The sequence below is a fragment of the Pseudoduganella namucuonensis genome (assembly GCF_900116645.1).
Classification (GTDB): Bacteria; Pseudomonadota; Gammaproteobacteria; order Burkholderiales; family Burkholderiaceae_D; genus Rugamonas; species Rugamonas namucuonensis.
Genome location: NZ_FPBO01000042.1, coordinates 46,413 through 68,150, shown reverse-complemented (window position 1 = coordinate 68,150; position 21,738 = coordinate 46,413). Strand labels below are relative to the sequence as shown.

Here is a 21,738-nt window from a genome sequence, read left to right as displayed (position 1 = left end):
CTGGTGCACCGCCGACATCGGCTGGGTCACGGGCCACACCTACATCGCCTACGGCCCGACGGCGGTGGGCGCCACGCAGATCGTGTTCGAAGGCATCCCCACGTACCCGAACGCCGGCCGCTTCTGGGAAACGGTCGCCAAGCACAAGGTCAACATCTTCTACACCGCGCCGACCGCGATCCGCTCGCTGATCAAGGCCGCCGACGTCGACCCGAAAGTGCATCCGAAGAATTACGACCTGTTGTCGCTGCGCCTGCTGGGCACGGTGGGCGAGCCGATCAATCCAGAGGCGTGGGTCTGGTACTACAAGAACGTCGGCAATGAGAAGTGCCCGATCGTCGACACCTTCTGGCAGACCGAGACCGGCGGCCACATGATCACCCCGCTGCCGGGCGTGACGCCCATGGTTCCGGGTTCCTGCACGCTGCCGCTGCCCGGCATCATGACGGCGATCGTCGACGAGGCCGGCCAGGACGTGCCGAACGGGCAGGGCGGCATCCTGGTTGTGAAACGTCCATGGCCGTCGATGATCCGCACCATCTGGAACAACCCCGAGCGCTTCAAGACCAGCTACTTCCCCGAGGAGCTGGGCGGCAAGTACTACCTGGCCGGGGACGGCGCGATCCGCAACAAGGACACCGGCTACTTCACCATCACCGGCCGCATCGACGACGTGCTGAACGTGTCGGGCCACCGCATGGGCACGATGGAGATCGAATCGGCGCTGGTGGCGAACCCGCTGGTGGCCGAGGCGGCCGTGGTGGGCAAGCCGGACGAGACCACCGGCGAATCGATCTGCGCGTTCGTGGTGCTGAAGCAGGCGCGTCCGACCGGCGACGAGGCCAAGCGGCTGGCGCTGGAGCTGCGCAACTGGGTGGCCAAGGAGATCGGCCCGATCGCCAAGCCGAAAGAGATCCGCTTCGGCGACAACCTGCCGAAGACGCGCAGCGGCAAGATCATGCGCCGCTTGCTGAGGCTGCTGGCCAAGGGCGAGGCGATCACCCAGGACATCTCCACGCTGGAAAATCCCGCCATCCTCGAGCAACTTGGGCAGCAGGCTTGAGGCCGGCGCCTGTGGATATCCACGCTGCCTAAAAAATACGCAGCCATGTTTTCCTGTTTGAAATCATGGGCTTGGCAAGGCGGCGTTGGCCTTGTTAACAAGCTTATCCACAGAATCTGTTAACAACCGCACGCTCAGCCATGGAACCAAGCGCGCCACCCCCGGTCCAAACGTAAGCACCGCCGTCCGGCCGTGCGCGCACAGCCGGGGTGGGTATGCATGTGGTGGACGTGACGATGTTCTACGGAGGCGCGGGTGGCGGCGTCAGCACCTATCTCGACGCCAAGGCGCGCTGGCTCGCCGGCCGTGCGCCGCACCGGCACACCATCGCAAGTCCCAATCTCCCTCCGCACGCCGGCCAGGTCGCCCGCGCCGGGCCGCCGCACACGGCGGCGATCCCCGGCCTGGCCTTGCCTGGCCTTAACGGCTACCGGCTTCCCCGCTCGACCGAGGCGGCGGCGCGCGTGCTGCGGGCGCTGCGGCCGGACCTGATCGAGGCGGGCGACGCCGGCCCCTGCGCCTGGGCCGCCTTGCGCGCCGGGAGCCTGCTGCGGGTGCCGGTGGTGGGCTTTTACCACTCGGACCTGCCCTACCTGTTGAAGCGGCGCTTCGGCGCGGCCGCGGAAGGGCTGGCGCGTGGTTACGTGCAGCGCCTGTACAGCCGCGTCGACCTGCTGCTGGCGCCCAGCGCGGCGATGGTGCGGCGGCTGGCCGGCATGGGCCTGCGCGCCGCGCAGCAGCCGCTGGGCATCGACACCGCCGTGTTTCATCCGCGGCGGCGCGATGGCGCCTTGCGCGCGCAACTCGGCCTGCCGGAATCGGCCAGGCTGCTGGTCTACGCGGGCCGCTTCAGCGCCCTCAAACGGCTCGACCTGCTGCACGCCGCCATCCGCCGGCTGGGCGATCCCTATCACCTGCTGATGGTCGGCGGCCCGAGGGCCCGGCGCCACGGCCGCGTCACACAACTTCCGTACCAGGACAATCCGCGCGAGCTGGCGCGCCTGCTGGCCAGCTGCGACGCGCTGGTGCATCCGGGCGACAGCGAGACTTTCGGGCTGATCGTGCTGGAGGCCATGGCCTGCGGACTGCCGGTGGTGGTCACCAGCGGCGGGGCCGTGGCGGAACTGGTGGAACCCGGCACCGGCGTGGTGGTCGCGCCCAACAGCGTGGAGCGCCTGTGCGAGGGCGTGGACTTGCTGTTCGCGCGCGATCCGGCGGCGCTGGGCGGGAACGCGTGGCGGGCCGTCTGCCCGCGCCATGACTGGAACCGTGTCCTGCCGCTGTTGCTGGACCATTACGACACTTTATTGGCTGAACGGAGGGTTTATGTCCAACGCTGAACCGAAGGTATTGTGCGTCTCCATCCACGACGTGGCGCCCGCCACGTGGCCCGATTGCCTGCGTTTGTGGTCGGCGCTGCGCGCGGTGGCCGACATTCCGTTGACATGGCTGGTGGTGCCGCGCTACCACGGCAACGGGGATGCCCCGGTCTGGTACGAGACGGTGCTGGAAAATCTGCTGGAGCGGGGCCACGAACTGGCCCTGCACGGCTACACGCACATGGACCGTGGCGCGCCGCCGCGGGGCATGCGGGAAAAGTTCCTGCGGCAGGTTTGGACGGAGCGGGAAGGGGAGTTCGCCGTGATGGGCAGCGAGCAGGCGGGGCGCAAGCTGGCGCTGGGCCGGGACTGGTTCGCGCAGCGCGGCTGGCCGGTGCGGGGCTTCGTGGCGCCAGCGTGGCTGCTGGGGGACGGGGCCTGGGAGGCGCTGAAGGCGTCGCAGTTCGCCTACACCACCACCTACACGCACTTCCACTGCCTGCGGCAAGGGCGCGCCGTGTTCGCGCCCACGCTGATGTACGCCTCGCGCAACGCGGCCGGGCGGCGGCTGTCGCGCCTGGCGGCGACCGCGCAGACATCGCTGCTGGCGCGCTCGCCGCTGGTCCGTCTCAGCCTGCACCCGCGCGACGCGCGCCACCCGGAGCTGCTGCGGCACATGCAGCGCTGCTTGGCCGCCTTGCTGGCGGCCCGCCAGCCACTGACCAAGGCGGCGTACGCGGAGGCGCTGCCGACCCTCCCTACTTGAACGCGTAGCTCGCGCTGGCGTACCAGCGGCGGCCGCGCGGGTCGGTGTAGGTGGGGTCGTAGCCGGAGATGAAGTAGTAGGCCTGGTTCGAATACGGCGGACTGGTCGCGCTGGTCGACGTCAGGCTGATGTTGGCCGGGCTGGTGAAGCTGGACAGCAGATGGCCCGGCCGCTAGCCGAGCGGCGCGGGCCGGGCCGCCACCGCCACGCGGTACGCGGCGGCGGAGTCCAACGGCCGCAGCGCGTGCACCACCGTGGCCAGCGACGCCGCGCAGGCCACCGCCACCAGGTCGCCGCGCCGGCACAGGCTCAGGGCGTGGCGCAGCGCGTCGTCGGCGTGCGCACGGCAATGCACGCGCCGCCCCTTGGGCATGCCCGCCAGGGCGCCCGCCGCCACCAGGCCCGCCGCCTCGCCGGGCATCCTGCCATGGGTGTCCGCCTCGAAGATCACGACCTCGTCGCAGCCCTCGCCGCAGGCCTTGCCGGCGGCGATCAAGTCCTCGCAGCGCCGCTCGCCGGACGCCGTCACCATGCCGATCACGCGGCCGCCGGACAGCGCGCGCGCCCGGTTGGCCAGCGCGGCGTGCGCGCCGGGATGCTGCACCGGCGCCACCACCAGCTTCACGCCCAGCACCTCGAACACGGGGGCCTTGAGCGCGTTGTCGATATCGTGCGCGATGTCCTGCGCGCTGTCGCGCGCGGCGCCCATCCCCTGTTCGCGGGCATGGGCGCCGAAGCCTCCAGCCATCCTGCGGGCGGCCGAGGCAAGCGCCCCGGCGATGTCGGCCGCCTTGAGCGGCTGCTGGGTGGCGCGACCGGCCTCGGGGGCCGCCGCGATCGATAAGATGCTCTCCATTGTGGACTCGCCAGTTGTCTGTATGGAACGAGTATGGCGGCGCCAATGTTGCTGCGTAGAGGCGCACAGCGCGTCGCTTTGTAAGACTGCGCTGACAAGCACCCTTATGTTCCCCGGGAACTCAGCGCTCTCCTACCGCCAGGAGCGCGAGCGGCCTATACCGCAACTTTCTTCCAGCTTGTATCTTGACTTGGCGTTGGGACAATTGTTCCAGCCTACAACCAACCATATGGGGGATATCATGGGCTTTTTAGCGTGGATTATTATTGGCGGCCTGCTCGGCTGGGTTGCGAGCATGATCATGAAGACGGACGCACAGCAAGGCATGTTCTTGAACGTGGTGGTGGGGATCGTGGGGGCGATGCTGGGCGGCCTGTTCCTGGCGCCGATGTTCGGCAGCGGCACCATCAACGGCAACGACTTCAGTCTGTTGTCACTGGGAGTTTCCCTGCTGGGCGCCGTGATCCTGCTGGCCGTCGTGAACCTGCTGTTCCGGGGACGCGTACGCTAGAACGACACGCCGAAAAGGGCGAAGGAGCGGTTCGCCGCTCCTTCGCCTTTTTTTTAGTGGTTCTGCTTTTGCTTGGCGCCGCCGCCCGCACCCTCGGTGCTGCCGGCCTTGGTGCGCGAGGTGTGGTCCTCGCTGCTCTTGTCCGACTGCTTGCCGCCGGACTCGTTGGCCTTCTGCTGGCCGCCCTGGTCGCCGGTCTGCTTGTTGCCGGTATTCTCGGGCTTGTCGTTGCTGGTCTTGTTCGAAGACATGTGGATCTCCTTGATGGTCTTGTCGCTCCCGCCCGGACGGACGGGATCACTCATGTTAATTCGCAACAAAGCCCCGGCGTGTAGGCGGACATCCGCGCGCGCGGTAGGACGGCAGGCTGAGCCTGGGCTGAGCCTATACCGCGGAGGACGGGGAAGTCCCCGGCGCCGACCCTGCCGCCGCGGCATGCGCCGCGGGATGAACGGATACGCCGTCCACCTCCGCCGTGGCCTTGCGCACGACGCGCTCCACCGCCTGCGCCAGTCCCTGCTGGGAGATGTGCTGGATCATGTGCCCCGCGCCGGGCAGGATGGTCAGTTCGCTGTGCGCGATGTCTTCGTGCAGGCGCGACGAGTTGTGACCGGCGGCGGAGATCTTGTCGTCCTCCCCGGCGATGATCTCCACCGGCATGCGCAGCTCCGGGTAATGGCGCTTCAGCATGGCCGCGCTGGGGATCATCATCGCCGTTTCGGCGGCCTCGGCGCGCAGCTGGTCCGGACGCAAGCTCATCCATTTTGGATGGAGGCGGAAGCTGTCCGGCACCTTTTGCGGATGGAAGGAACGCCGGATCACGAACGGCCACATCAGCCGGCCCACCAGCGGCGAGAGCGTATAGCGCAACAGGTCGCCCAGGATGGGGATGGCCGGCGTGGCGGTGAGCCAGTCCAGCCGCGCGCTGGGATAGTAATAGCCGGACGCCAGCACCAGGCCCGCCACCAGGCGGGGATGGCTGCGCGCCATCTGCAGCGCCACCATCGCGGCCCACGAGTGCGCCAGGATCACCGCGCGGTCGACACCCAGCTGCGCCAGCGCGCCGGCCAGCAGCTTCGCCTGCGCCGCGGGCGTCCACACGGTGCTTCGCGGACGCTCGCTGTAGCCGAAACCGGGGCGGTCGAAGGCGATCACGCGGTGATCGTGGGCCAGCCGGTCCAGCAGGCCGGCGTTGCGGAAGTCCTCCGCCGTCACGCCGTTGCCGTGCAAGAGCACCACCACCGGGCCCTCGCCCTGGCTCAGGTAGTGCAGGCGGACGCCATCGACGGTGACGAAGTCGCCGCGCGGCGGGTGGTCCTGCTCGACCTGGCGGGTCTGGCTGCGCACCACGAGCCAGGACGCTGCCAGCACAGAGACGGCGCCCAGGGCGTATTTAATTTTGGTCGTTCCGGACATCCGGGAAATCTTGCTCATGTCAGCTCCTTGGCGATTGCGGGAACCGACATGATGCGCCGCGCGGGGGCGCGCGCCTGTAGGAATGCTGTGCCGCCGCACGTAGGACCCGGCCCGGCCGGCGCCGTCAATGTCCGAGGTTCATCGCCGAGATGGCGCGGTGCAGCTGCTGGAAGTCCAGCGGCTTGGTGAAGTGGATGTCGAAGCCGGCGTCGAGCGCGGCCTGCTTGTCGTCGTCCTGGCCCCAGCCGGTGATGGCGATCAGCGCCATGTCCGCGCCGCCGGGCAGTTGCCGGATGCGCCGGGCCAGCTCGTAGCCGGTCATGTCCGGCAGGCCGATGTCGAGCAGCGCCAGGTGCGGGCGCGAGGCCGTGATCGCGTCCAGCGCGTCCTGCGCGGTGGGCGCCGTGCGGACGTCGTAGCCGAGGAAGTCGAGCGCCATGCCCAGGCTCTCGGCCGCGTCGGCGTTGTCGTCCACGATCAGCGTCGTCAGGCCGGAGCCGGCCGGCGCCTCCACCCGCGCGGCGGCCTCCGGCGCCTGCAGCGCCTCGGCCGGCAGCGGCAGGCGCAGCGTGAAGGTGCTGCCCAGGCCATGGCCCTCGCTGGCCACCGCCAGCGCGCCGCCATGCAGGTCCGCCAGGCCACGCGCCAGCGCCAGGCCGATGCCCAGCCCGCCCTGGGCGCGCTCCAGCGCCGGCGTGAGCTGGGAGAACATCTCGAAGATATGGTCGAGCTGCTCGGGCGGGATGCCGATGCCGTTGTCCTTCACGTCGACCACGGCGGCGCCGTCCGCGGTCCGCAACACCAGGCTGATCCGGCCGTTCTCGGGCGTGTACTTGCATGCGTTGTTGAGCAGGTTGGAGACGATCTGCGTCACCCGCACCGGATCGATGCGCAGCAGCACCGGCTCGTGGCCGACGTCCACGCTCAGCGTCTGGCGCGCGGCGTCGAAGGCGGGGCGGGCGCTGTCGGCCGCGCCGCGCACGATGGCGCGCAGGTCCACCGTCTGCGGCCGCAGTTCCAGCTTGCCCTGGCTGACGCGCGACACCTCCAGCAGATCCTCGACCAGGTGGGTCATCTGTTGCAGCTGGCGGTCCAGCATGCGGCGCGCCCAGTCCAGGTGCGGGTCGGCGAAGTTCTTCAGCCTGAGCGTCTCGATCACGCTGGCCATGGGCGCCAGCGGGTTGCGCAGCTCGTGCGCCAGCGTGGCCAGGAACTCGTCCTTGCGGCGGTGCTCCTGCGACAGCGCTTCGTTCAGCGCCCGCAGCCGCAGCTCGGCGCTGCGCAGGTCGGCCGCCGCCGCCTCGGCGGTCTGGCGCGCCTTCAGCAGCTCGCGCTCGTACTTCTTGCGGTCGGTGGCCATGAAGGCGGCGATCTCGTGCCGCACCACGCCGTCCTGTTCCCGGCGCTGCGCGTTCAGCATCATGGGCAGGCGCCGGCCGTCCTTGTGCAGCAGGTCCAGCTGCACCTCGGCCACCGAGCCCTGGATCTGCAGCAGCGGGATCAAATGGGTCTGGTGGAACACGCGCGCGCCCATCGGCAGCAGTTGCGGGAAGCGCATCGCGCCGACCAACTCGTGCTCGCTGTAACCCAGCCAGCGGCAAAAGGCCTCGTTGACGCGCAGGATGGCGCCGTCGGCCGCCGCGACCAGCAGGCCGCACGGGGCGCGGTGCCACGGATCCTGGTCCGTCTCCATCAAGTCAGTCCCGGACCGTCCAGGAAGCGCTGCATGGCCGCCACGCTGGCGGCGGGCGAGCTCAGATGGGGGCAGTGGCCGGTGTTTTCGATGACGACGAGCTGGCTGTGCGGCATGGCGCGGTGCATGTAGTCGCCCACTTCCATGGGCGCGATCAGGTCGTCGCTGCACTGCATGATCAGCGTGGGCGTGCGCGACAACGGCAGGTCGGCCCGTTGGTCGGACAGGAAGGTGACGCGCGCGAAGTGCCGCGCGATCTCGGGATCGGTGCGGCAGAAGCTGTTGGTGAGCTCGGCGGCCAGTTCCGGCTGGTCCGGCGCGCCCATGATGGCCGGCGCCATGTTGCTGGACCAGCCCAGGTAGTTGCCGTCCATGGTGTCGAGCAGGTCCTCGATGTCGGCGCGGGTGAAGCCGCCGCGGTAGCCCTCGTCGTCGATATAGCAGGGCGAGGGGCCGAGCATCAGCTGGGCCGCGAACCTGTCCGGCGCGATGTTGCTGGCCAGGAGGCCGATCATCGCGCTCACCGAGTGGCCGACGAAGACCACGGGGCGCTCGGCGTGGGCGTCGACGATCTCGAGCAGGTCGCTGGCGTAGCCGTGCAGGGTCTGGTACTTGTCGCGGTTGTAGGCGGTGAGGTCGGAGCCGCCGCTGCCCACCAGGTCGAACAGCAGCAACTGGTGGGTTTCCTGGAAGGTGGGCGTCAACAGGCGCCACATGCTCTGGTCGCAGCCGAAGCCGTGCGCCAGCACCATCAGCGTCTTGCCCTTGCCGAGCAGGTGGATATTGTTGCGTTTGCCGAGATCCATACGTCTTCCCAGTTGCCAATGTTGCCAAACTTGCATTCTAGCACCCGCTGGCGCGGAGGAGAGCGCAATTGCGTGCGCGCGCGTACATACCGACGGGACCGGCGGCTATAGGCTGGCGCAAACTCCTGAAGGACTACCCGATGACCCTGCCCGATGCGAAGGCGAGCGACGCCCGCGTGGATTCCCGCCCGGATAATTATGTGCGCGTGCGCGGCGCCCGCGAGCACAATCTGAAGGACGTGAACGTCGACATCCCGCGCAACGCGCTGGTCGTGTTCACCGGCATTTCCGGCTCCGGCAAGTCGTCGCTGGCGTTCGGCACGCTGTACGCCGAGGCGCAGCGGCGCTACCTGGAGTCCGTGTCGCCGTACGCGCGGCGGCTGTTCCACCAGATGGCGGTGCCGGAGGTGCAGTCGATCGAGGGGCTGCCGCCGGCGGTGGCGCTGCAGCAGCAGCGCGGGGCGCCGACCACGCGTTCCTCGGTGGGCAGCGTCAGCACGCTGTCGAACTCCCTGCGCATGCTGTATTCGCGCGCCGGGGAGTATCCGCCCGGCCAGGAACTGCTGTACGCTGAATCGTTCTCGCCCAACACGCCGCAGGGCGCTTGCCCGGAATGCCACGGACTGGGACGGGTGTACGAGGTGACGGAGCGGTCCATGGTGCCGGACGACACGCTGACCATCCGCGAGCGCGCCGTCGCCGCCTGGCCCACCGCCTGGCACGGGCAGAACCTGCGCGACATCCTGGTCACGCTGGGCTACGAGGTGGACACGCCCTGGCGCGAGATGAGCCGCAAGGACCGCGACTGGATCTTGTTCACCGACGAGCAGCCCACGGTGCCGGTCTACGCCGGCCTGACGCCGGAGGAGACGCGCCGCGCGCTCAAGCGCAAGGAGACGCCCAGCTACCAGGGCACCTTCACCGGCGCGCGCAAATACGTGCTGCAGACCTTCGCCACCACCGAAAGCGCGTCCATGAAGAAGCGGGTGGCGCAGTACATGGTGAGCGCCGAGTGCCCGGCGTGCCGGGGCAAGCGGCTGCGGGCCGAGTCGCTGTCCGTGACGTTCGCGGGACTGGACATCGGCGAGATCGCGCGCCTGCCGCTGACACGCCTGGCGCTGCTGCTGCGGCCTTACGCGGAGGGGCGGCCGCCGGGGAAGGGCGGCAAGGCGGCCGCGTTGCATCCCGAAAAAGCCATCGTCAGCCAGCGCATCGCGCAGGACGTGGCGGCGCGGCTGGAGGTGCTGCTCGACCTGGGCCTGGGCTATCTGAGCCTGGAGCGAAGCACGCCGACGCTGTCGCCCGGCGAGCTGCAGCGCCTGCGCCTGGCCACGCAAGTGCGTTCCAGCCTGTTCGGCGTGGTCTATGTGCTGGACGAACCGTCGGCCGGCCTGCATCCGGCCGACACCGAGGCCCTGCTGCGGGCGCTGGACCGGCTGAAGGCGGCCGGCAATTCGCTGTTCGTGGTCGAGCACGCGCTGGACGTGATACGCCACGCGGACTGGATCGTCGACGTGGGGCCGATGGCGGGCGAGCATGGCGGCCACGTGCTGTACAGCGGCGAGCCGGCGGGCCTGGACGCGGTGGCGGAGTCGCGCACGGCGCACTATCTGTTCAATCACGCCGAGCGCCCGGCGCGCGCCCCCCGTCCGCCCACCGGCTGGCTGGCGCTGCGCGGCGTGGTGCGCAACAATCTGCAAGGGCTGGACGCGGACTTCCCGCTGGGCGTGCTGACCAGTGTGAGCGGGGTGTCCGGTTCCGGCAAATCCAGCCTGGTCAGCCAGGCGCTGATCCAGCTGGTGTCCGGCCACCTGGGCCAGGACGCCGCGCCGGCGGACGAGGCGGCGGACCCGCTGGCCAGCGAGGAAGCGGCCGCGCTGGACGGCAGCGTTGGGGGTGACATCGCGTCCATACGCCGCCTGGTGCGGGTGGACCAGAAGCCCATCGGCCGCACGCCGCGCTCCAACCTGGCCACCTACACCGGCTTGTTCGACCACGTGCGCAAGCTGTTCGCCGCGACGAAGCAGGCGCGCGCCCGGCACTACGACGCGGGGCGCTTCTCGTTCAACGTGGCGAAAGGGCGCTGCGACAACTGCGCGGGCGAAGGCTTCGTGATGGTGGAACTGCTGTTCCTGCCCAGCGTGTACGCGCCTTGCCCGGTATGCCACGGCGCGCGTTACAACGCCAAGACGCTGGAGGTGCGCCACCGCGACCGGAACATCGCCGAGGTGCTGGGCATGACGGTGGACGCGGCCTGGGACTTCTTCGCCGACGAGCCGCCGCTGCGGCGCGCGCTGGACACGCTGCGCGAGGTCGGCCTGGGCTACCTGCGGCTGGGGCAGCCGGCCACCGAGCTGTCCGGCGGCGAGGCGCAGCGCATCAAGCTGGCCACCGAGCTGCAGCGCACGGGGCGCGGCAACGCGCTGTACGTGCTGGACGAGCCGACCACCGGCCTGCATCCGTCCGACATCGACAAGCTGATGAAGCAGCTGCACGGCTTGGTCGACGCGGGCAACACTGTTGTCGTGGTCGAGCACAACATGCAGGTGCTGGCCGACAGCGACTGGATCATCGACGTCGGCCCCGGCGCGGGCGAGGAGGGCGGACGCATCGTCGCGGCGGGCGTGCCGGAACTGGTCGCCGCCGCCAAGGACAGCCGCACCGCGCCGTATCTCGCGCGAGCCCGCGCCGCGGGCCTCCACCCTGCCAAACGTCGTACAAGAACTGGATGAGAAGTTTCAGCCATGCATCAAAAGAACCATAATGCCCAGTTTGACTAAATTGGGCATATGGCCCATAACGAATTCATGGATCGGATACCTGGCCGACGGCATTCGGGGGAAACGGAATGAGTAACGCGACAGCCTTCCGCACGTTCAGTACGCGGGACGCAAAGATGCGCTTTGGCGAGTTGCTGGACGAGGCGCTGGGGCAGCCCGTCGGCATCACCAAGCACGACAGGTTGACCGCCTATCTTGTTTCCAAGCGGGATTTTGAATCGATGTTGGCAAACATCGAAGCGCTCCAGGACCAGCTTTGGCTTGCGAAGGCCGAGCTCGCAAGGAGGGTTTTGTGGGGGCCGAGCGGATCGAGGCGGTCCTGGGGGATTTGAAAGATTCGGAGCATGAGAAAACTGGCCCTGACGCATGCTGATGTTTCTTGAAGCTGTTGAGCGGCGCGATGAAGCTGCCGTCGCTCATGGTGGCGAATCGGGCAATGCCGACATCGATGCCGATCGCGGTGGCCGCAGTAGGCAGCGGCTGCGCGACTTCGCGTTGCGTCTGAATCGACGCGAACTACTTGCCGCCCGACTGGCTCACGGTGACGTTGCGGATCTCGCCCTGCACGTCGCGGCTGTTACGGTAACGCAGCCAACCGAGCTTGGGCAGGAAGATGCGGTCATTGCCCTGATCGAACTTGATCTGCTTCGGGTCCGGGTTGGTCGAATGCCGCACACTTACACGGCGTTTCTGTCGCATTAGCGCCATTCAAGTGCCGTTCTCCGTTGAAGTTTGTCTTTTTGCAATTAATCTAGTACAATTTTTTCAACACCACAGGACTGCCCAACGTACTTTTTCACCTTAAGCACTGCCAGGGAGGGATTGCCGGGATGACTGATCGGCTGGATGCGGGAAAGCAGCAAGGCGCAGCAGGCGCCGGTGAAGGTTTTTCTGTTTCCATGCCGTCGCTGGGTTTGCCGAAAGGCGGTGGGGCCATCCGTGGTCTGGGGGAAAAATTCACGCCCAACCCGGCCACCGGCACCGGTGCGATGTCAGTGCCGATCGCCGCAAGTGCAGGCCGCAATGGCTTCGGCCCGCATCTCTCCTTATCCTACGAATCGAGCGCGGGTAACGGTGCGTTCGGTCTGGGTTGGCGCTTGTCCCTGCCTGCGATCACCCGCAAGACCGAGCGCGGCGTGCCGCGCTACCTCGACGGGCAGGAATCCGACGTGTTCATCCTGGCCGGCGCGGAAGACCTGGTGCCGGCACTGGATGCGGGCGGCGTGCGCATGTCGGTGCGCAGTGAGTCCGGCAAGTACAGCATCGAACGCTTTCGCCCGCGGGTCGACGCGGCCATGCTGCGCATCGAACGCTGGACTCGCGACGATGGCGACGTCCATTGGCGCACCACCAGCCATGATAACGTGCTGACCGTCTACGGCGCGCCTGGCGTAAGCGGCGCGCGCATTTGCGATCCGGCCGATCCGGCGCGCGTGTTCAGCTGGCTGATTTCCGAAACGCGCGACGCGTATGGCCAGGCGATCGTCTACAAATACAAGGCTGAGGACGACGCGGGTGTCGACTCCGGCCCGGGGGACCCGCATGTGCGCGGCGCCAACCGCTATCTCAAGCGGATCCTGTACGGTAATAATGCGCCGCTGCTCGACGCGCAAGGACAGCGGCCGGAGTCGCTATCCGCACACCAGGTCGAACACGCCGGCTGGATGTTCGAGCTGGTCTTCGACTATGGCGACCACGCGTCGCTTGCTCCTGCGCCCGACGACCACCTGGCGCGGGGCGCGGATGGCACGCTTCGCTATCCGTGGCCCAGGCGCATCGACGAGTTTTCGGCCTACCGCGCCGGCTTCGAGATCCGCACCTCGCGCCTGTGTCGGCGTGTGCTGATGTTCCACCATTTCCCGAGCGAGGCCGTGGGCACCGCCTGCCTGGTTCGCTCGACCGATCTGCGCTACGCGGGCGATGATGACCCAGGAGGCGATCCCGAGGCCGCGCGCGCTCCGGTCTATGCGCGCCTCGCGGCGCTGACGCAAACCGGCTACCGGCGCACTGGCGGCGGCTACGACGCCAGTTCGCTGCCTCCGCTCGAATTCGCCTACACCGCTGCGCAACTGCAGGACCGGGTGGAAACGCTCGATGCGCGTTCATTAGACAATCTCCCGACTGGTATCGACGGGACCAGTTACCGCTGGACCGATCTGCATGGCGAGGGCGTGCCCGGCATCCTGAGCGAGCAAGCAGGCGCTTGGTATTACAAGGCGAATCTGGCGCCCTTGCAGGCGTTCGAAACGGCCACGGAGCAAGGGGCGGCCCGCTTCGGGCGCACCGAAACGGTCGCAGCCAGGCCGAATGTGTCGCTGGCTGGTCCGGTGCAACTGATGGACCTAGCCGGCGATGGTCAACCCGACGTGGTGGTCCTGGATCGCGATGCGCCGGGCTTGTATGAACACGACGGGGCATGGGGCTGGAAACCATTTCGGCCCTTTCCGTCAGTGCTGAACCGCGATTTGCGCGGCGCCCAACTCAAGTTCATCGACCTCGACGGCGACGGCCACGCCGACCTGCTCATCACCGAGCAGGACACCCTGGTATGGCACGCCGCGCTCGGCGAGGACGGATACGGACCTGGCCGCAGGGTCGCCCAAGCGCTCGACGACAGCGACGGTCCACGCGTGGTGTTTGCCGATGGTGCGCAGAGTATCTACCTGGCCGACATGAGCGGGGACGGCCTGAGCGACCTGGTGCGGATCCGCAATGGCGAGGTCAGCTATTGGCCCAACCTGGGGCATGGCCGCTTCGGCCGCAAAGTCGCCATGCGGCGTTCACCACGCTTCGACCATCCCGACCAGTTCGACCACGCCCGCATCCGCCTGGCCGATATCGATGGTAGTGGCACCAGCGACCTGATTTACCTGCACCGCGATGGGATCCGGATCTGGTTCAACCAGTGCGGCAATGGCTGGAGTGCATGCGGCACGCTCCGCTCTTTTGTGCCGCTGGACAACTTAGCCCATGTCGTTCCGCTCGACTTGCTCGGCAATGGCACCACCTGCCTGGTATGGTCATCGCCGCTGCCGGGCAGCGCGGGGCGGCAGCTGCGCTATATCAACCTCGTTGGCGCGGACAAGCCCCACCTGCTGGTGCGCAGCACGAACAATCTGGGCGCCGAGACGCACATCCACTACGCCCCGTCCACGGCGTTCTACCTGCGCGACAAGCTGGCAGGCAACCCCTGGCTGACGCGCTTGCCATTTCCCGTCCACGTCGTCGAGCGCCTTGAAACCATCGATTTTATCCGGCGCTCGCGCTTTGTGACGCACTACGCCTATCACCACGGCTATTTCGACGGCGAGGAGCGTGAATTCCGCGGTTTTGGCATGGTCGAGGAATGGCATACCGAGTATTACCGCGACAGCGCCGCGGTGGAACCGGATATCCCGCCCGTCCACACCAAGACCTGGTATCACACCGGCGCCCCCCCTGGTCCGCAGCACTGGCCGCGCCAGGCCGCTCGCGAATATTTCCAGCCCGCTGGCGGCGCCCAAGTCCCAAGCTTGGAACCCAGCGCGATACCGGATGGGCTGGACGGAGCGCAAGGGCGCGAAGCGTGGCGCGCGCTGCGCGGTAACGTGGTCCGGCAAGAGGTCTACGCACACGACGGGGCCGGCGGCGTACCCGCGCAGGAACTGCGGGCGCAGATTCCCTACGTCGTCACCGAGCGCAATGTCCGCATCGTGACGCGCCAGCCCCGGGGCGGCAACCGCCACGCGGTGTTTGCGATGCAGTCGGGCGACACGCTCACGGTGCACCATGAACGTGAAGCAGGAGCACCCAGGGTCGAGCATCGCCTGACCTTGCAAGTGGATGACTATGGCAATGTGCTGCAGGAAGCGATGGTCGCATACGGCCGCAGCGGGGCGCCCGCCGCTCCGGCCATGCAGGCGCTACAAGAGACCATCCTTGCCACCTGCACAGAGCGGCGCCTTGCACAGGCGCATGGCGGCGGGGCGGTCGATACCGAGTCAGCCTACCGCACGCCGCTCGAAGGCGAGGTGTCAGAGTACGAGATCACGGGACTGATTCTGCCGGTCGGCCAGAACATGTTCAGCCGTGACGACATGGCAGCTGCCTGCATCGCCCCTGTCATCGACGTCGCGGCGGCGCCCAGGGTCGGCGCAGTGGAACGGCGCCTGATCGGACGCACGCGCACCCAGTACCGCTCGGACGACCTGGCCATCAATCTGCCCTTGGCCGTGATGCAGTCTTCCGCGCTCGTGTTCGAGAAATACAAGCTCGCATTCACGGCCGGCCTGCTCGGTACCGTTTACCAGCGCGACGGTGTGAACCTAGTGGCCGACCCACGAGCTTTGCTGGCCGGCGCCGGCGGCGATGGCGCCGGTTATATCGAACTCGATGCGGACGGCGCCTGGTGGGCGCGTTCCGGGCAACGCTATCTGTCGCCCGACGCCGCGCATAGCCCCGCGCAGGAACTGGATTATGCGCGCGCGCACTTTTTTTTGCCGCATCGCCTGCGCGATCCTTTCCACGCGGCGGGGTTCAATACCGATAGTGTGATCGGCTACGATCCCTACTGCCTGCTGGTGCGCGAGACCCGCGACTGCCTGGGTAACCGGATCAGCGCGGGCGAACGGCTCGTGGACGGCAGCATCGATCCCGCGCGCCCAGGCAACGACTACCGGGTGCTGCAGCCTTGCTTGGTCACGGACGCCAATGGCAACCGCGCGCAGGCCGCGTTCGATGTGCTTGGCATGCTAACCGGCACGGCTGTCATGGGCAAACCCGCGCCCGCCCAGGCCGAAGGCGACACGCTCGACGGCTTCGTCACGGACTTGCCGGCCGGCGAGCGCGAACAGCTGTATGCCACAGGAGAGCCCGGTGCGCTGCTACACAACGCGGGTTCGCGCATCGTCTACAACCTCCACGCATTCCGTAACTCGCGCCTGGCGTTTCCTGCCGACCCGACGCAATGGCGGCCCGCCAGCTGCGCCATGCTCTTGCGCGAAACCCATCACGCCGACGTCGGCGTCGGTGGACCCGCCGGCCCGCGGGTTCAGCTCAGCTTCAGCTATTCCGACGGGTTCGGTCGCGAAGTCCAGAAAAAGGCACGCGCGGCGCCAGCGCCAGGCTCGGCCGCGCGCCGCTGGATCGGCAGCGGTTGGGCTATTTTGAATAGCAAGGGCAAGCCGGTGCGCCAGTTCGAGCCGTTTTTTTCCGATCACCATGGTTTCGAACACGACAATCGAGCGGGCGGCCGTGCGGTCCTGTTTTATGACGCGCTCGAGCGCGTCGTGGCCAAGCTCAATGCCGATCACAGCTGGGAAAAGACACGTACCGGCGCGTGGGAGACGGTGTCCTGGGACGCCAACGACACGGTGAACCAAGCCGATCCAGGCAAGGACGCCGATGTCGGCGCGTTTTTCCGCCATCTCCCGCACCACGACTATCTGCCGACTTGGCATGCGCTGCGCACGGAGCCGGCGCACGCGGCTGCGTTCGCGCAGAGTACGCCCGGCGCTGCCGACCGCAAGAACGAAGCAGCGGCGGCGGCCAAAGCCGCCGCGCACGCGGACACGCCGTCGAAGATCCTGCTCGATCCGCTGGGCCGGGGGTGCCTACACATTGCGCATAACCGGGCGGGCGGGGCGGACACCTACCCATCCACGCTGACCGAATTCGATATCGTCGGTCAGACGCGTCAGGTCACGGACGCCGGCGGGCGCACTGTGGTGCGCTACCGTCACGATATGCTGGGCAATCGGATCAGTCAGGCGGATATGGACGCGGGCCGGCGCTGGATGGTGGCCGACACGGCCGGTAGGGCGCTGTGCGTCTGGGATGACCGCGGCAATATCCGGCGCACGCGCTACGACGCCTTGCGCCGGCCAGTGGCTTCGCTGCTGGCCGAGGGGGGCGGGCCTATGATCATGACCGAATGCACCGAATATGGGGAGCGCGAGCCCGGCGCCGAGGGGCGCAATGCGCGCGGCAAGCCGGTGCGCGTGTTCGACCAGTCCGGTTCCGTCATTACTGACCAGTACGATTTCAAGGGAAATCTGCTGCGCAAGTATCGCCGTATCGCGCGCGAGTTCAACGTCCTTCTCGATCATGGGGATGGCGCGGGAGCGCCCGCGCTGGAGCCGGAAGGCTACCTCAGTTTGTTTCGATACGATGCCCTGAACCGCCCGGTGTGGCTGGTGCACCCACACTCCGACCAGCCGAACGCGCGCGTCAACGTCACTGCTCCAGCCTTCGACGAAGGCGGCCTGCTGACGAAGGTCCAGGCATGGCTGGGCAAACCAGGCCAGCCGCCGCCGCTGCCGAATGACCCGGCAACCCTTACGCTGGTGACATCCGTCGAGTACGACGCCAAGGGACAGCGCCGCGCCATCGCCTATGGCAACGGCGCTACGACGACCTATGCTTATGATCCGTTTACGTTGCGCTTGGCGGCACTTGGCACCGTGCGACTCGATGGCACCATCCTGCAAGACCTGCGCTACGCGCGCGACGCGATCGGCAACATCACCAGCATGCGCGATGATGCGCAGCAGACCGTATTTTTCCGCAATCGCGAAGTGGCGCCGGAGGCCCACTACACCTACGACGCCTTGTACCGCTTGACCGAGGCAAGCGGCCGCGAACATTTGGGCCGCGCCGGCGGGTCGCCCATGCTCCATTCGCACGGCGATGCGGGCCGTAGCGGCTTGCACAGCGCAACGCCCGGCGGCCAGTTCGCGCCGAACGATGGCGACGCGATGGGGCGCTACCTCGAACACTACCTGTACGACGCAGTTGGAAACCTGCTGGAAATGCAGCATCGTGGTGAAGATCCTGTGCACGCGGGTTGGACCCGGGCTTACGAATATGCGGAGGCAAGCCGGCTCGATGGGGCGGTAAGCGGAAATCGACTTAGCGCTACGAAGGTCGGCACTCTGACCGAGCGTTACAGCACCGCCGGCGATGGCTATGACTCGCACGGATGCATGACCCACATGCCGCATTTGCAAAAATTGGAATGGGACTATGCCGACCGGTTACGCATGACGCAGCGGCAACGGGTTGATGCCGCCGATACAGATGGCGAACAGCGCGACGGCGAGCGCACCTGGTACACCTACGATACCCAGGGCCAGCGGATCCGCAAGGTCACCGTGCTGGCGACCGGCCAAGTCAAGGACCAACGCCTTTACCTCGATGGGATGGAGTTTTATAGCAACAGCATCGGCACGGTCTCAAACACTGAAACGCTGCATATCATGGACGACCGGCAGCGTATCGCCATGGTCGAAACGCGCTCCGCCGTCGCGGGGGGAGACCCTCATCCGCTGCTGCGTTACCAGTTGGGCAATCAGCTGGGCTCCGCTACTCTGGAACTCGATGAGCTCGCTCAGATTATCTCGTACGAAGAATACACACCGTATGGCAGCACCATCTATCAGGCGGTACGCAGCAGGACGGAGGCGGCCAAACGCTACCGCTACACGGGCAAGGAGCGCGACGAGGAAAGCGGCTTCTACTACCACGGCGCGCGCTATTACATACCGTGGCTTGCACGCTGGGCCAGTTGCGATCCGCTGGGTGTCCAGCCGGGCCACGAAAACCTGTATCAGTACGTTGCCGGGGAACCGGTGGGCTTGCGCGACCCGGATGGCAGGTATGAGCAGGGCGGGGTGCTCGATGAGGTTCTGCAGGGAGGCTTTTACGAGGGTGAATCGACGTGGAGCGGCACCTTGATCAATGTGGGCATCGGTGCGATTCCTTACGTCGGCCAGGCTGCGGATATCAGAGATATCGCTGCAGCGGGAAAAAAAGTGCGGGACAACCCCGGATGGCAATCCGCAGCCGAGCTGACGCTTGCTGTCATCGGAATCGTGCCGGTCGTTGGCGACGCCATTAAAGGCGGGGCGAAGATGGCCGCAAAAGCGACGGCCGAGGTGGCTACGTCGATCGCCCAGAAGGTCGGCAAGGTCGGGGCAAATACCTCAAGCTTAACGATTGCATCCAAACTAGCTACTGGCAACCCAGCCGCAATTGCACGTGGAATGGGTGAACTTAATTCGCGCCAAATCGCTGCACTAGATAAACTTCCTGAGTTTGGGTCAAATACAATCGTCCATAAGTCTTTTGGACAGAAGGACTTGGCAGCATTGACGGCTGCAACCGGTGACGAATTCGCGATGTTCTCCACGGGTGGCCGTAGGTTAATCTATCGTGGTGATGCGACATCGGTTCCGATCACGCCTGAAATCGCTCAGAACTTGGCAAAGCAAGGCTGGCGATGGTCATCCCACGTCCATCCGGGATATGACACCGGAGCGTTGAGATCGTCCTTAGGTGATCAAGCCGTTCTGAGAGCGATGGGGGGAAATCAGAGTGCGATTTTCAATTCGATGGGACAGCGAAGCATGTTCACGCCGGCTGGTGATAGTTTAAATGGATGGACGCCATGGTAAACGCAGCAAAATTGTTAGGGCTTTCGGAGATGGAGGCGATTGCAAAGAATGCCACCTTCGCAGCCTTGGCTGGATATGTGCCGCCTTCAAACGAAGAGAAGGCTGTCATGACTTTAGGTAAGGTGGTCACAGATACGGAAGGAATTTTCGAACTGTATATTCCATCAGAACGCCCCCAGGACGCAAAGGTAATTAGCTGCGCCAAGGTGAGTCGAATGACTGGCGAAGTCAGGGTCGAAGTATTCTTGCAGCCGCTCTAAATAGATAGAAACGCCTGGCGATCCGGGCGTTTCACTTATGGAGCAAATAACCATTTCGGAAAAGCACACAAAGGCGGTGATGAAATCAGGTCGTAACTGGAACCGGAGTGCGAAGTGGCCTTCTGTATAAAAAATGAAAAAAGTTATGAAGGCACTGAAATTATTAAGCACACCTCTCAAGGTGATGGCGGTTAATATGGCAGAATGGAAATGAATAATTACCGTGGAAGTAACGCTGCTTGAACCACTTTTAGGGGGTGAAGAAGCACATGAGTTCATGTGGGTGAGGGCAAAACTACGAAAGGAAACGAGAGCTGGGCGGTTTCCAGAAGCTACAGAATGGGCATCGTAGTGCACTGTTCGGCTAATAGGCTCAAGCAAAATACAGACCGCATGGATGGAATTGACATAGCACCAACGGCGATGTGGCAGCAATTTACGTCCGAATTATGATTTATTTTGGAATGAGAGAATCCTTTGCCAATACTCACTTTACTCGACGTAATCCTCGGCATCATCTTCGTATACCTGATCTTCGCCCTGATCACAAGCGCAATCAACGAGGCGTTGGCGGCGATTCTGAGCAGCCGCGCCAAGTGGCTGCACAAGGGCATCCGCGCCCTGTTCGGCGAAGAAGGCAAGGCCGACGACAACGTGGCCGCGTTCTACAGCAGCCCCTTCATCCGCTACCTCAGTGACAATTCGAGCCTGCTCACGCGCGGAGTCAGCTACATCCCGGCGCCGGCCGCAATGAAAGCCCTGCTCACCCATACTGTCGCCACCCAGGAAGGCGCATTGCCCCTGCGCCAGGGGGTCGAGCGATTGCTGGCACTTTACCCCAACACCGCGCTCGGCGTGGCCAATGCAATTGCGGCGATTCCCGCCGGTCCCCTGCACGATGCGTTGAAGTCGCTCTACGAGGACGCTCTGGGCAGCGTAGAGCAGTTCCTGCACGGTCTGGGCGCGACGATCGGCAAACTCGGCAAGGAGGACAGCATCCACGCCGCCGAAGCGGTTGCCAGCCTGCTCAAGCGGCTGGCGCGCGACTTGCCGGCCGGCTGGGATGCGCTCCAGGCCACCGTGGAAAACTTGCCGCCCGGTTCGCCGATTCGCGCAGTGATGAAAGACTTACTGATGGGCGCACGCGGCAACGTACTTGCCTTCGAAGCCGGGTTCGATACTTGGTTCAAGGGCTTCGAGACCCAAGTCGGGGCCTGGTATCGGCAGAAAACCCACTTGGTGCTGATCGGAATTTCCGTGTTCATAGCTGTAGCCATGAATGTCGACACCATTGCGCTGGTGCGCCAACTCTCAACCAACGATGACATGCGCACCGCGCTCGCGACACAGGCGCTAGCCCGCGTCAAGGAAAACGGCGTCGCGGTGGAACAGCGGGCGGCGCTGATCAAGGCCCGGAGCGAGCATGCGGCATTGGTCAAGGCCGCGGCCGAGAAACCCAAAGATGAAACCGCCGCCGCTACCGCCGCCGTGGCGGCAGCAAAAGTCGATCTGGCGGAGAGGACGCAACTCGATGCACAAGCCGCCTACGAGGAGGCACTGAAGACGGAAGTGCAGGCGATGGAAAAGGCGGGGCTCAGTTTCGGCTGGGAGTCAGTCTGGTTCTCCTCGCTTGCAGATACATGGCCCGTTAGCTGGGTCGCCGTCGTGATTACCCTGTTCACCAAACTGGCGGGGCTGATCCTGACTGCGGCCGCCCTGACCCTGGGTGCGCCATTCTGGTTCGATTTGCTGCAAAAAGTGGCGCAGGTGCGTTCGGTCGGGCCATCTCTGATCGAAAAGAAGAATTCCGATCATAAAAAATAGTGCAAGGAGACG

14 protein-coding genes and 1 pseudogene are annotated in these 21,738 nt (G+C 65.9%); 9 read left to right on the top strand and 6 right to left on the bottom strand.

Going from position 1 to position 21,738, the window contains the following annotated elements:
* The 3 genes from BM436_RS30515 to BM436_RS30505 form a co-directional block, all read left to right on the top strand.
* Positions 1 to 1,063: AMP-binding protein (locus BM436_RS30515; protein WP_143133377.1), on the top strand; the 1,063-nt coding region annotated here is incomplete at its 5' end.
* A gap of 215 nt (positions 1,064 to 1,278) precedes the next feature.
* On the top strand, positions 1,279 to 2,403 hold the full coding sequence (locus tag BM436_RS30510) for a glycosyltransferase (protein WP_093559907.1): 1,125 nt from the start codon (positions 1,279 to 1,281) through the stop codon (positions 2,401 to 2,403).
* Positions 2,390 to 3,148, top strand: a complete 759-nt coding sequence (locus BM436_RS30505) for a DUF2334 domain-containing protein (RefSeq protein ID WP_093559905.1) — start codon at positions 2,390 to 2,392, stop codon at positions 3,146 to 3,148. Before BM436_RS30510 ends, BM436_RS30505 begins: the two co-directional genes overlap by 14 nt.
* A 172-nt stretch (positions 3,149 to 3,320) precedes the next feature.
* Here the strand turns inward: BM436_RS30505 and BM436_RS30500 are convergent, their stop codons facing one another.
* Positions 3,321 to 4,004: a glutamate ligase domain-containing protein gene (locus BM436_RS30500; RefSeq protein WP_093559903.1), complete on the bottom strand. Its 684-nt coding sequence runs from the start codon at positions 4,002 to 4,004 to the stop codon at positions 3,321 to 3,323.
* Between the two features lie 241 nt (positions 4,005 to 4,245).
* Between BM436_RS30500 and BM436_RS30495 the strand changes: the two genes are divergently transcribed.
* Positions 4,246 to 4,515 carry a GlsB/YeaQ/YmgE family stress response membrane protein gene (locus BM436_RS30495; protein WP_093559911.1) on the top strand — a complete coding sequence of 90 codons (270 nt, stop codon included), beginning with the start codon at positions 4,246 to 4,248 and terminating at the stop codon, positions 4,513 to 4,515.
* Between the two features lie 53 nt (positions 4,516 to 4,568).
* On the opposite strand, the gene BM436_RS30490 is transcribed toward BM436_RS30495, so the two are convergent.
* The 4 genes from BM436_RS30490 to BM436_RS30475 all read right to left on the bottom strand — a co-directional run bounded on the left by BM436_RS30490 (position 4,569) and on the right by BM436_RS30475 (position 8,430).
* On the bottom strand, positions 4,569 to 4,820 hold the full coding sequence (locus tag BM436_RS30490) for a hypothetical protein (RefSeq protein ID WP_229490879.1): 252 nt from the start codon (positions 4,818 to 4,820) through the stop codon (positions 4,569 to 4,571).
* A 79-nt stretch (positions 4,821 to 4,899) separates the two neighbouring features.
* The gene (locus BM436_RS30485; protein ID WP_093559899.1) at positions 4,900 to 5,949 is read right to left on the bottom strand and encodes an alpha/beta fold hydrolase; all 1,050 of its coding nucleotides are present in this window, start codon (positions 5,947 to 5,949) and stop codon (positions 4,900 to 4,902) included.
* A gap of 106 nt (positions 5,950 to 6,055) precedes the next feature.
* Positions 6,056 to 7,624 carry a hybrid sensor histidine kinase/response regulator gene (locus BM436_RS30480; RefSeq protein WP_093559897.1) on the bottom strand — a complete coding sequence of 523 codons (1,569 nt, stop codon included), beginning with the start codon at positions 7,622 to 7,624 and terminating at the stop codon, positions 6,056 to 6,058.
* Positions 7,624 to 8,430 (bottom strand): alpha/beta fold hydrolase, encoded by an 807-nt coding sequence (locus BM436_RS30475; protein WP_093559895.1) that lies wholly within the window; start codon positions 8,428 to 8,430, stop codon positions 7,624 to 7,626. Before BM436_RS30475 ends, BM436_RS30480 begins: the two co-directional genes overlap by 1 nt.
* Before the next feature lie 140 nt (positions 8,431 to 8,570).
* Between BM436_RS30475 and BM436_RS30470 the strand changes: the two genes are divergently transcribed.
* Both BM436_RS30470 and BM436_RS30465 read left to right on the top strand, forming a co-directional pair.
* On the top strand, positions 8,571 to 11,162 hold the full coding sequence (locus tag BM436_RS30470) for an excinuclease ABC subunit UvrA (protein ID WP_093559893.1): 2,592 nt from the start codon (positions 8,571 to 8,573) through the stop codon (positions 11,160 to 11,162).
* Positions 11,163 to 11,278: 116 nt separating this feature from the next.
* Entirely contained in the window at positions 11,279 to 11,542 is a 264-nt protein-coding gene (locus tag BM436_RS30465; RefSeq protein ID WP_093559891.1) for a type II toxin-antitoxin system Phd/YefM family antitoxin, read from the top strand.
* A 37-nt stretch (positions 11,543 to 11,579) separates the two neighbouring features.
* Here the strand turns inward: BM436_RS30465 and BM436_RS30460 are convergent.
* A pseudogene (locus BM436_RS30460) lies at positions 11,580 to 11,867 on the bottom strand (RNA-guided endonuclease InsQ/TnpB family protein); the annotation flags it as partial.
* A gap of 173 nt (positions 11,868 to 12,040) precedes the next feature.
* Between BM436_RS30460 and BM436_RS30455 the strand changes: the two are divergent.
* From BM436_RS30455 to BM436_RS30450, 3 genes are all read left to right on the top strand, one after another.
* The gene (locus tag BM436_RS30455; RefSeq protein WP_093559890.1) at positions 12,041 to 19,642 is read left to right on the top strand and encodes a SpvB/TcaC N-terminal domain-containing protein; all 7,602 of its coding nucleotides are present in this window, start codon (positions 12,041 to 12,043) and stop codon (positions 19,640 to 19,642) included.
* Positions 19,636 to 19,902, top strand: coding sequence for a hypothetical protein (locus BM436_RS36540; protein WP_143133376.1), 267 nt, complete (start codon positions 19,636 to 19,638; stop codon positions 19,900 to 19,902). Before BM436_RS30455 ends, BM436_RS36540 begins: the two co-directional genes overlap by 7 nt.
* Positions 19,903 to 20,379: 477 nt before the next feature.
* Complete coding sequence (locus BM436_RS30450; RefSeq protein ID WP_093559888.1) at positions 20,380 to 21,726, top strand: hypothetical protein; 1,347 nt, start codon at positions 20,380 to 20,382, stop codon at positions 21,724 to 21,726.
* The last annotated feature ends 12 nt before the right edge of the window (positions 21,727 to 21,738 follow it).

Coding starts and splice junctions, on each gene's coding strand:
- BM436_RS30510 (WP_093559907.1), top strand. CDS start 1,279: ATGCATGTGGTGGACGTGACGATGTTCTACGGAGGCGCGGGTGGCGGC.
- BM436_RS30505 (WP_093559905.1), top strand. CDS start 2,390: ATGTCCAACGCTGAACCGAAGGTATTGTGCGTCTCCATCCACGACGTG.
- BM436_RS30500 (WP_093559903.1), bottom strand. CDS start 4,004: ATGGAGAGCATCTTATCGATCGCGGCGGCCCCCGAGGCCGGTCGCGCC.
- BM436_RS30495 (WP_093559911.1), top strand. CDS start 4,246: ATGGGCTTTTTAGCGTGGATTATTATTGGCGGCCTGCTCGGCTGGGTT.
- BM436_RS30490 (WP_229490879.1), bottom strand. CDS start 4,820: ATGAGTGATCCCGTCCGTCCGGGCGGGAGCGACAAGACCATCAAGGAG.
- BM436_RS30485 (WP_093559899.1), bottom strand. CDS start 5,949: ATGAGCAAGATTTCCCGGATGTCCGGAACGACCAAAATTAAATACGCC.
- BM436_RS30480 (WP_093559897.1), bottom strand. CDS start 7,624: ATGGAGACGGACCAGGATCCGTGGCACCGCGCCCCGTGCGGCCTGCTG.
- BM436_RS30475 (WP_093559895.1), bottom strand. CDS start 8,430: ATGGATCTCGGCAAACGCAACAATATCCACCTGCTCGGCAAGGGCAAG.
- BM436_RS30470 (WP_093559893.1), top strand. CDS start 8,571: ATGACCCTGCCCGATGCGAAGGCGAGCGACGCCCGCGTGGATTCCCGC.
- BM436_RS30465 (WP_093559891.1), top strand. CDS start 11,279: ATGAGTAACGCGACAGCCTTCCGCACGTTCAGTACGCGGGACGCAAAG.
- BM436_RS30455 (WP_093559890.1), top strand. CDS start 12,041: ATGACTGATCGGCTGGATGCGGGAAAGCAGCAAGGCGCAGCAGGCGCC.
- BM436_RS36540 (WP_143133376.1), top strand. CDS start 19,636: ATGGTAAACGCAGCAAAATTGTTAGGGCTTTCGGAGATGGAGGCGATT.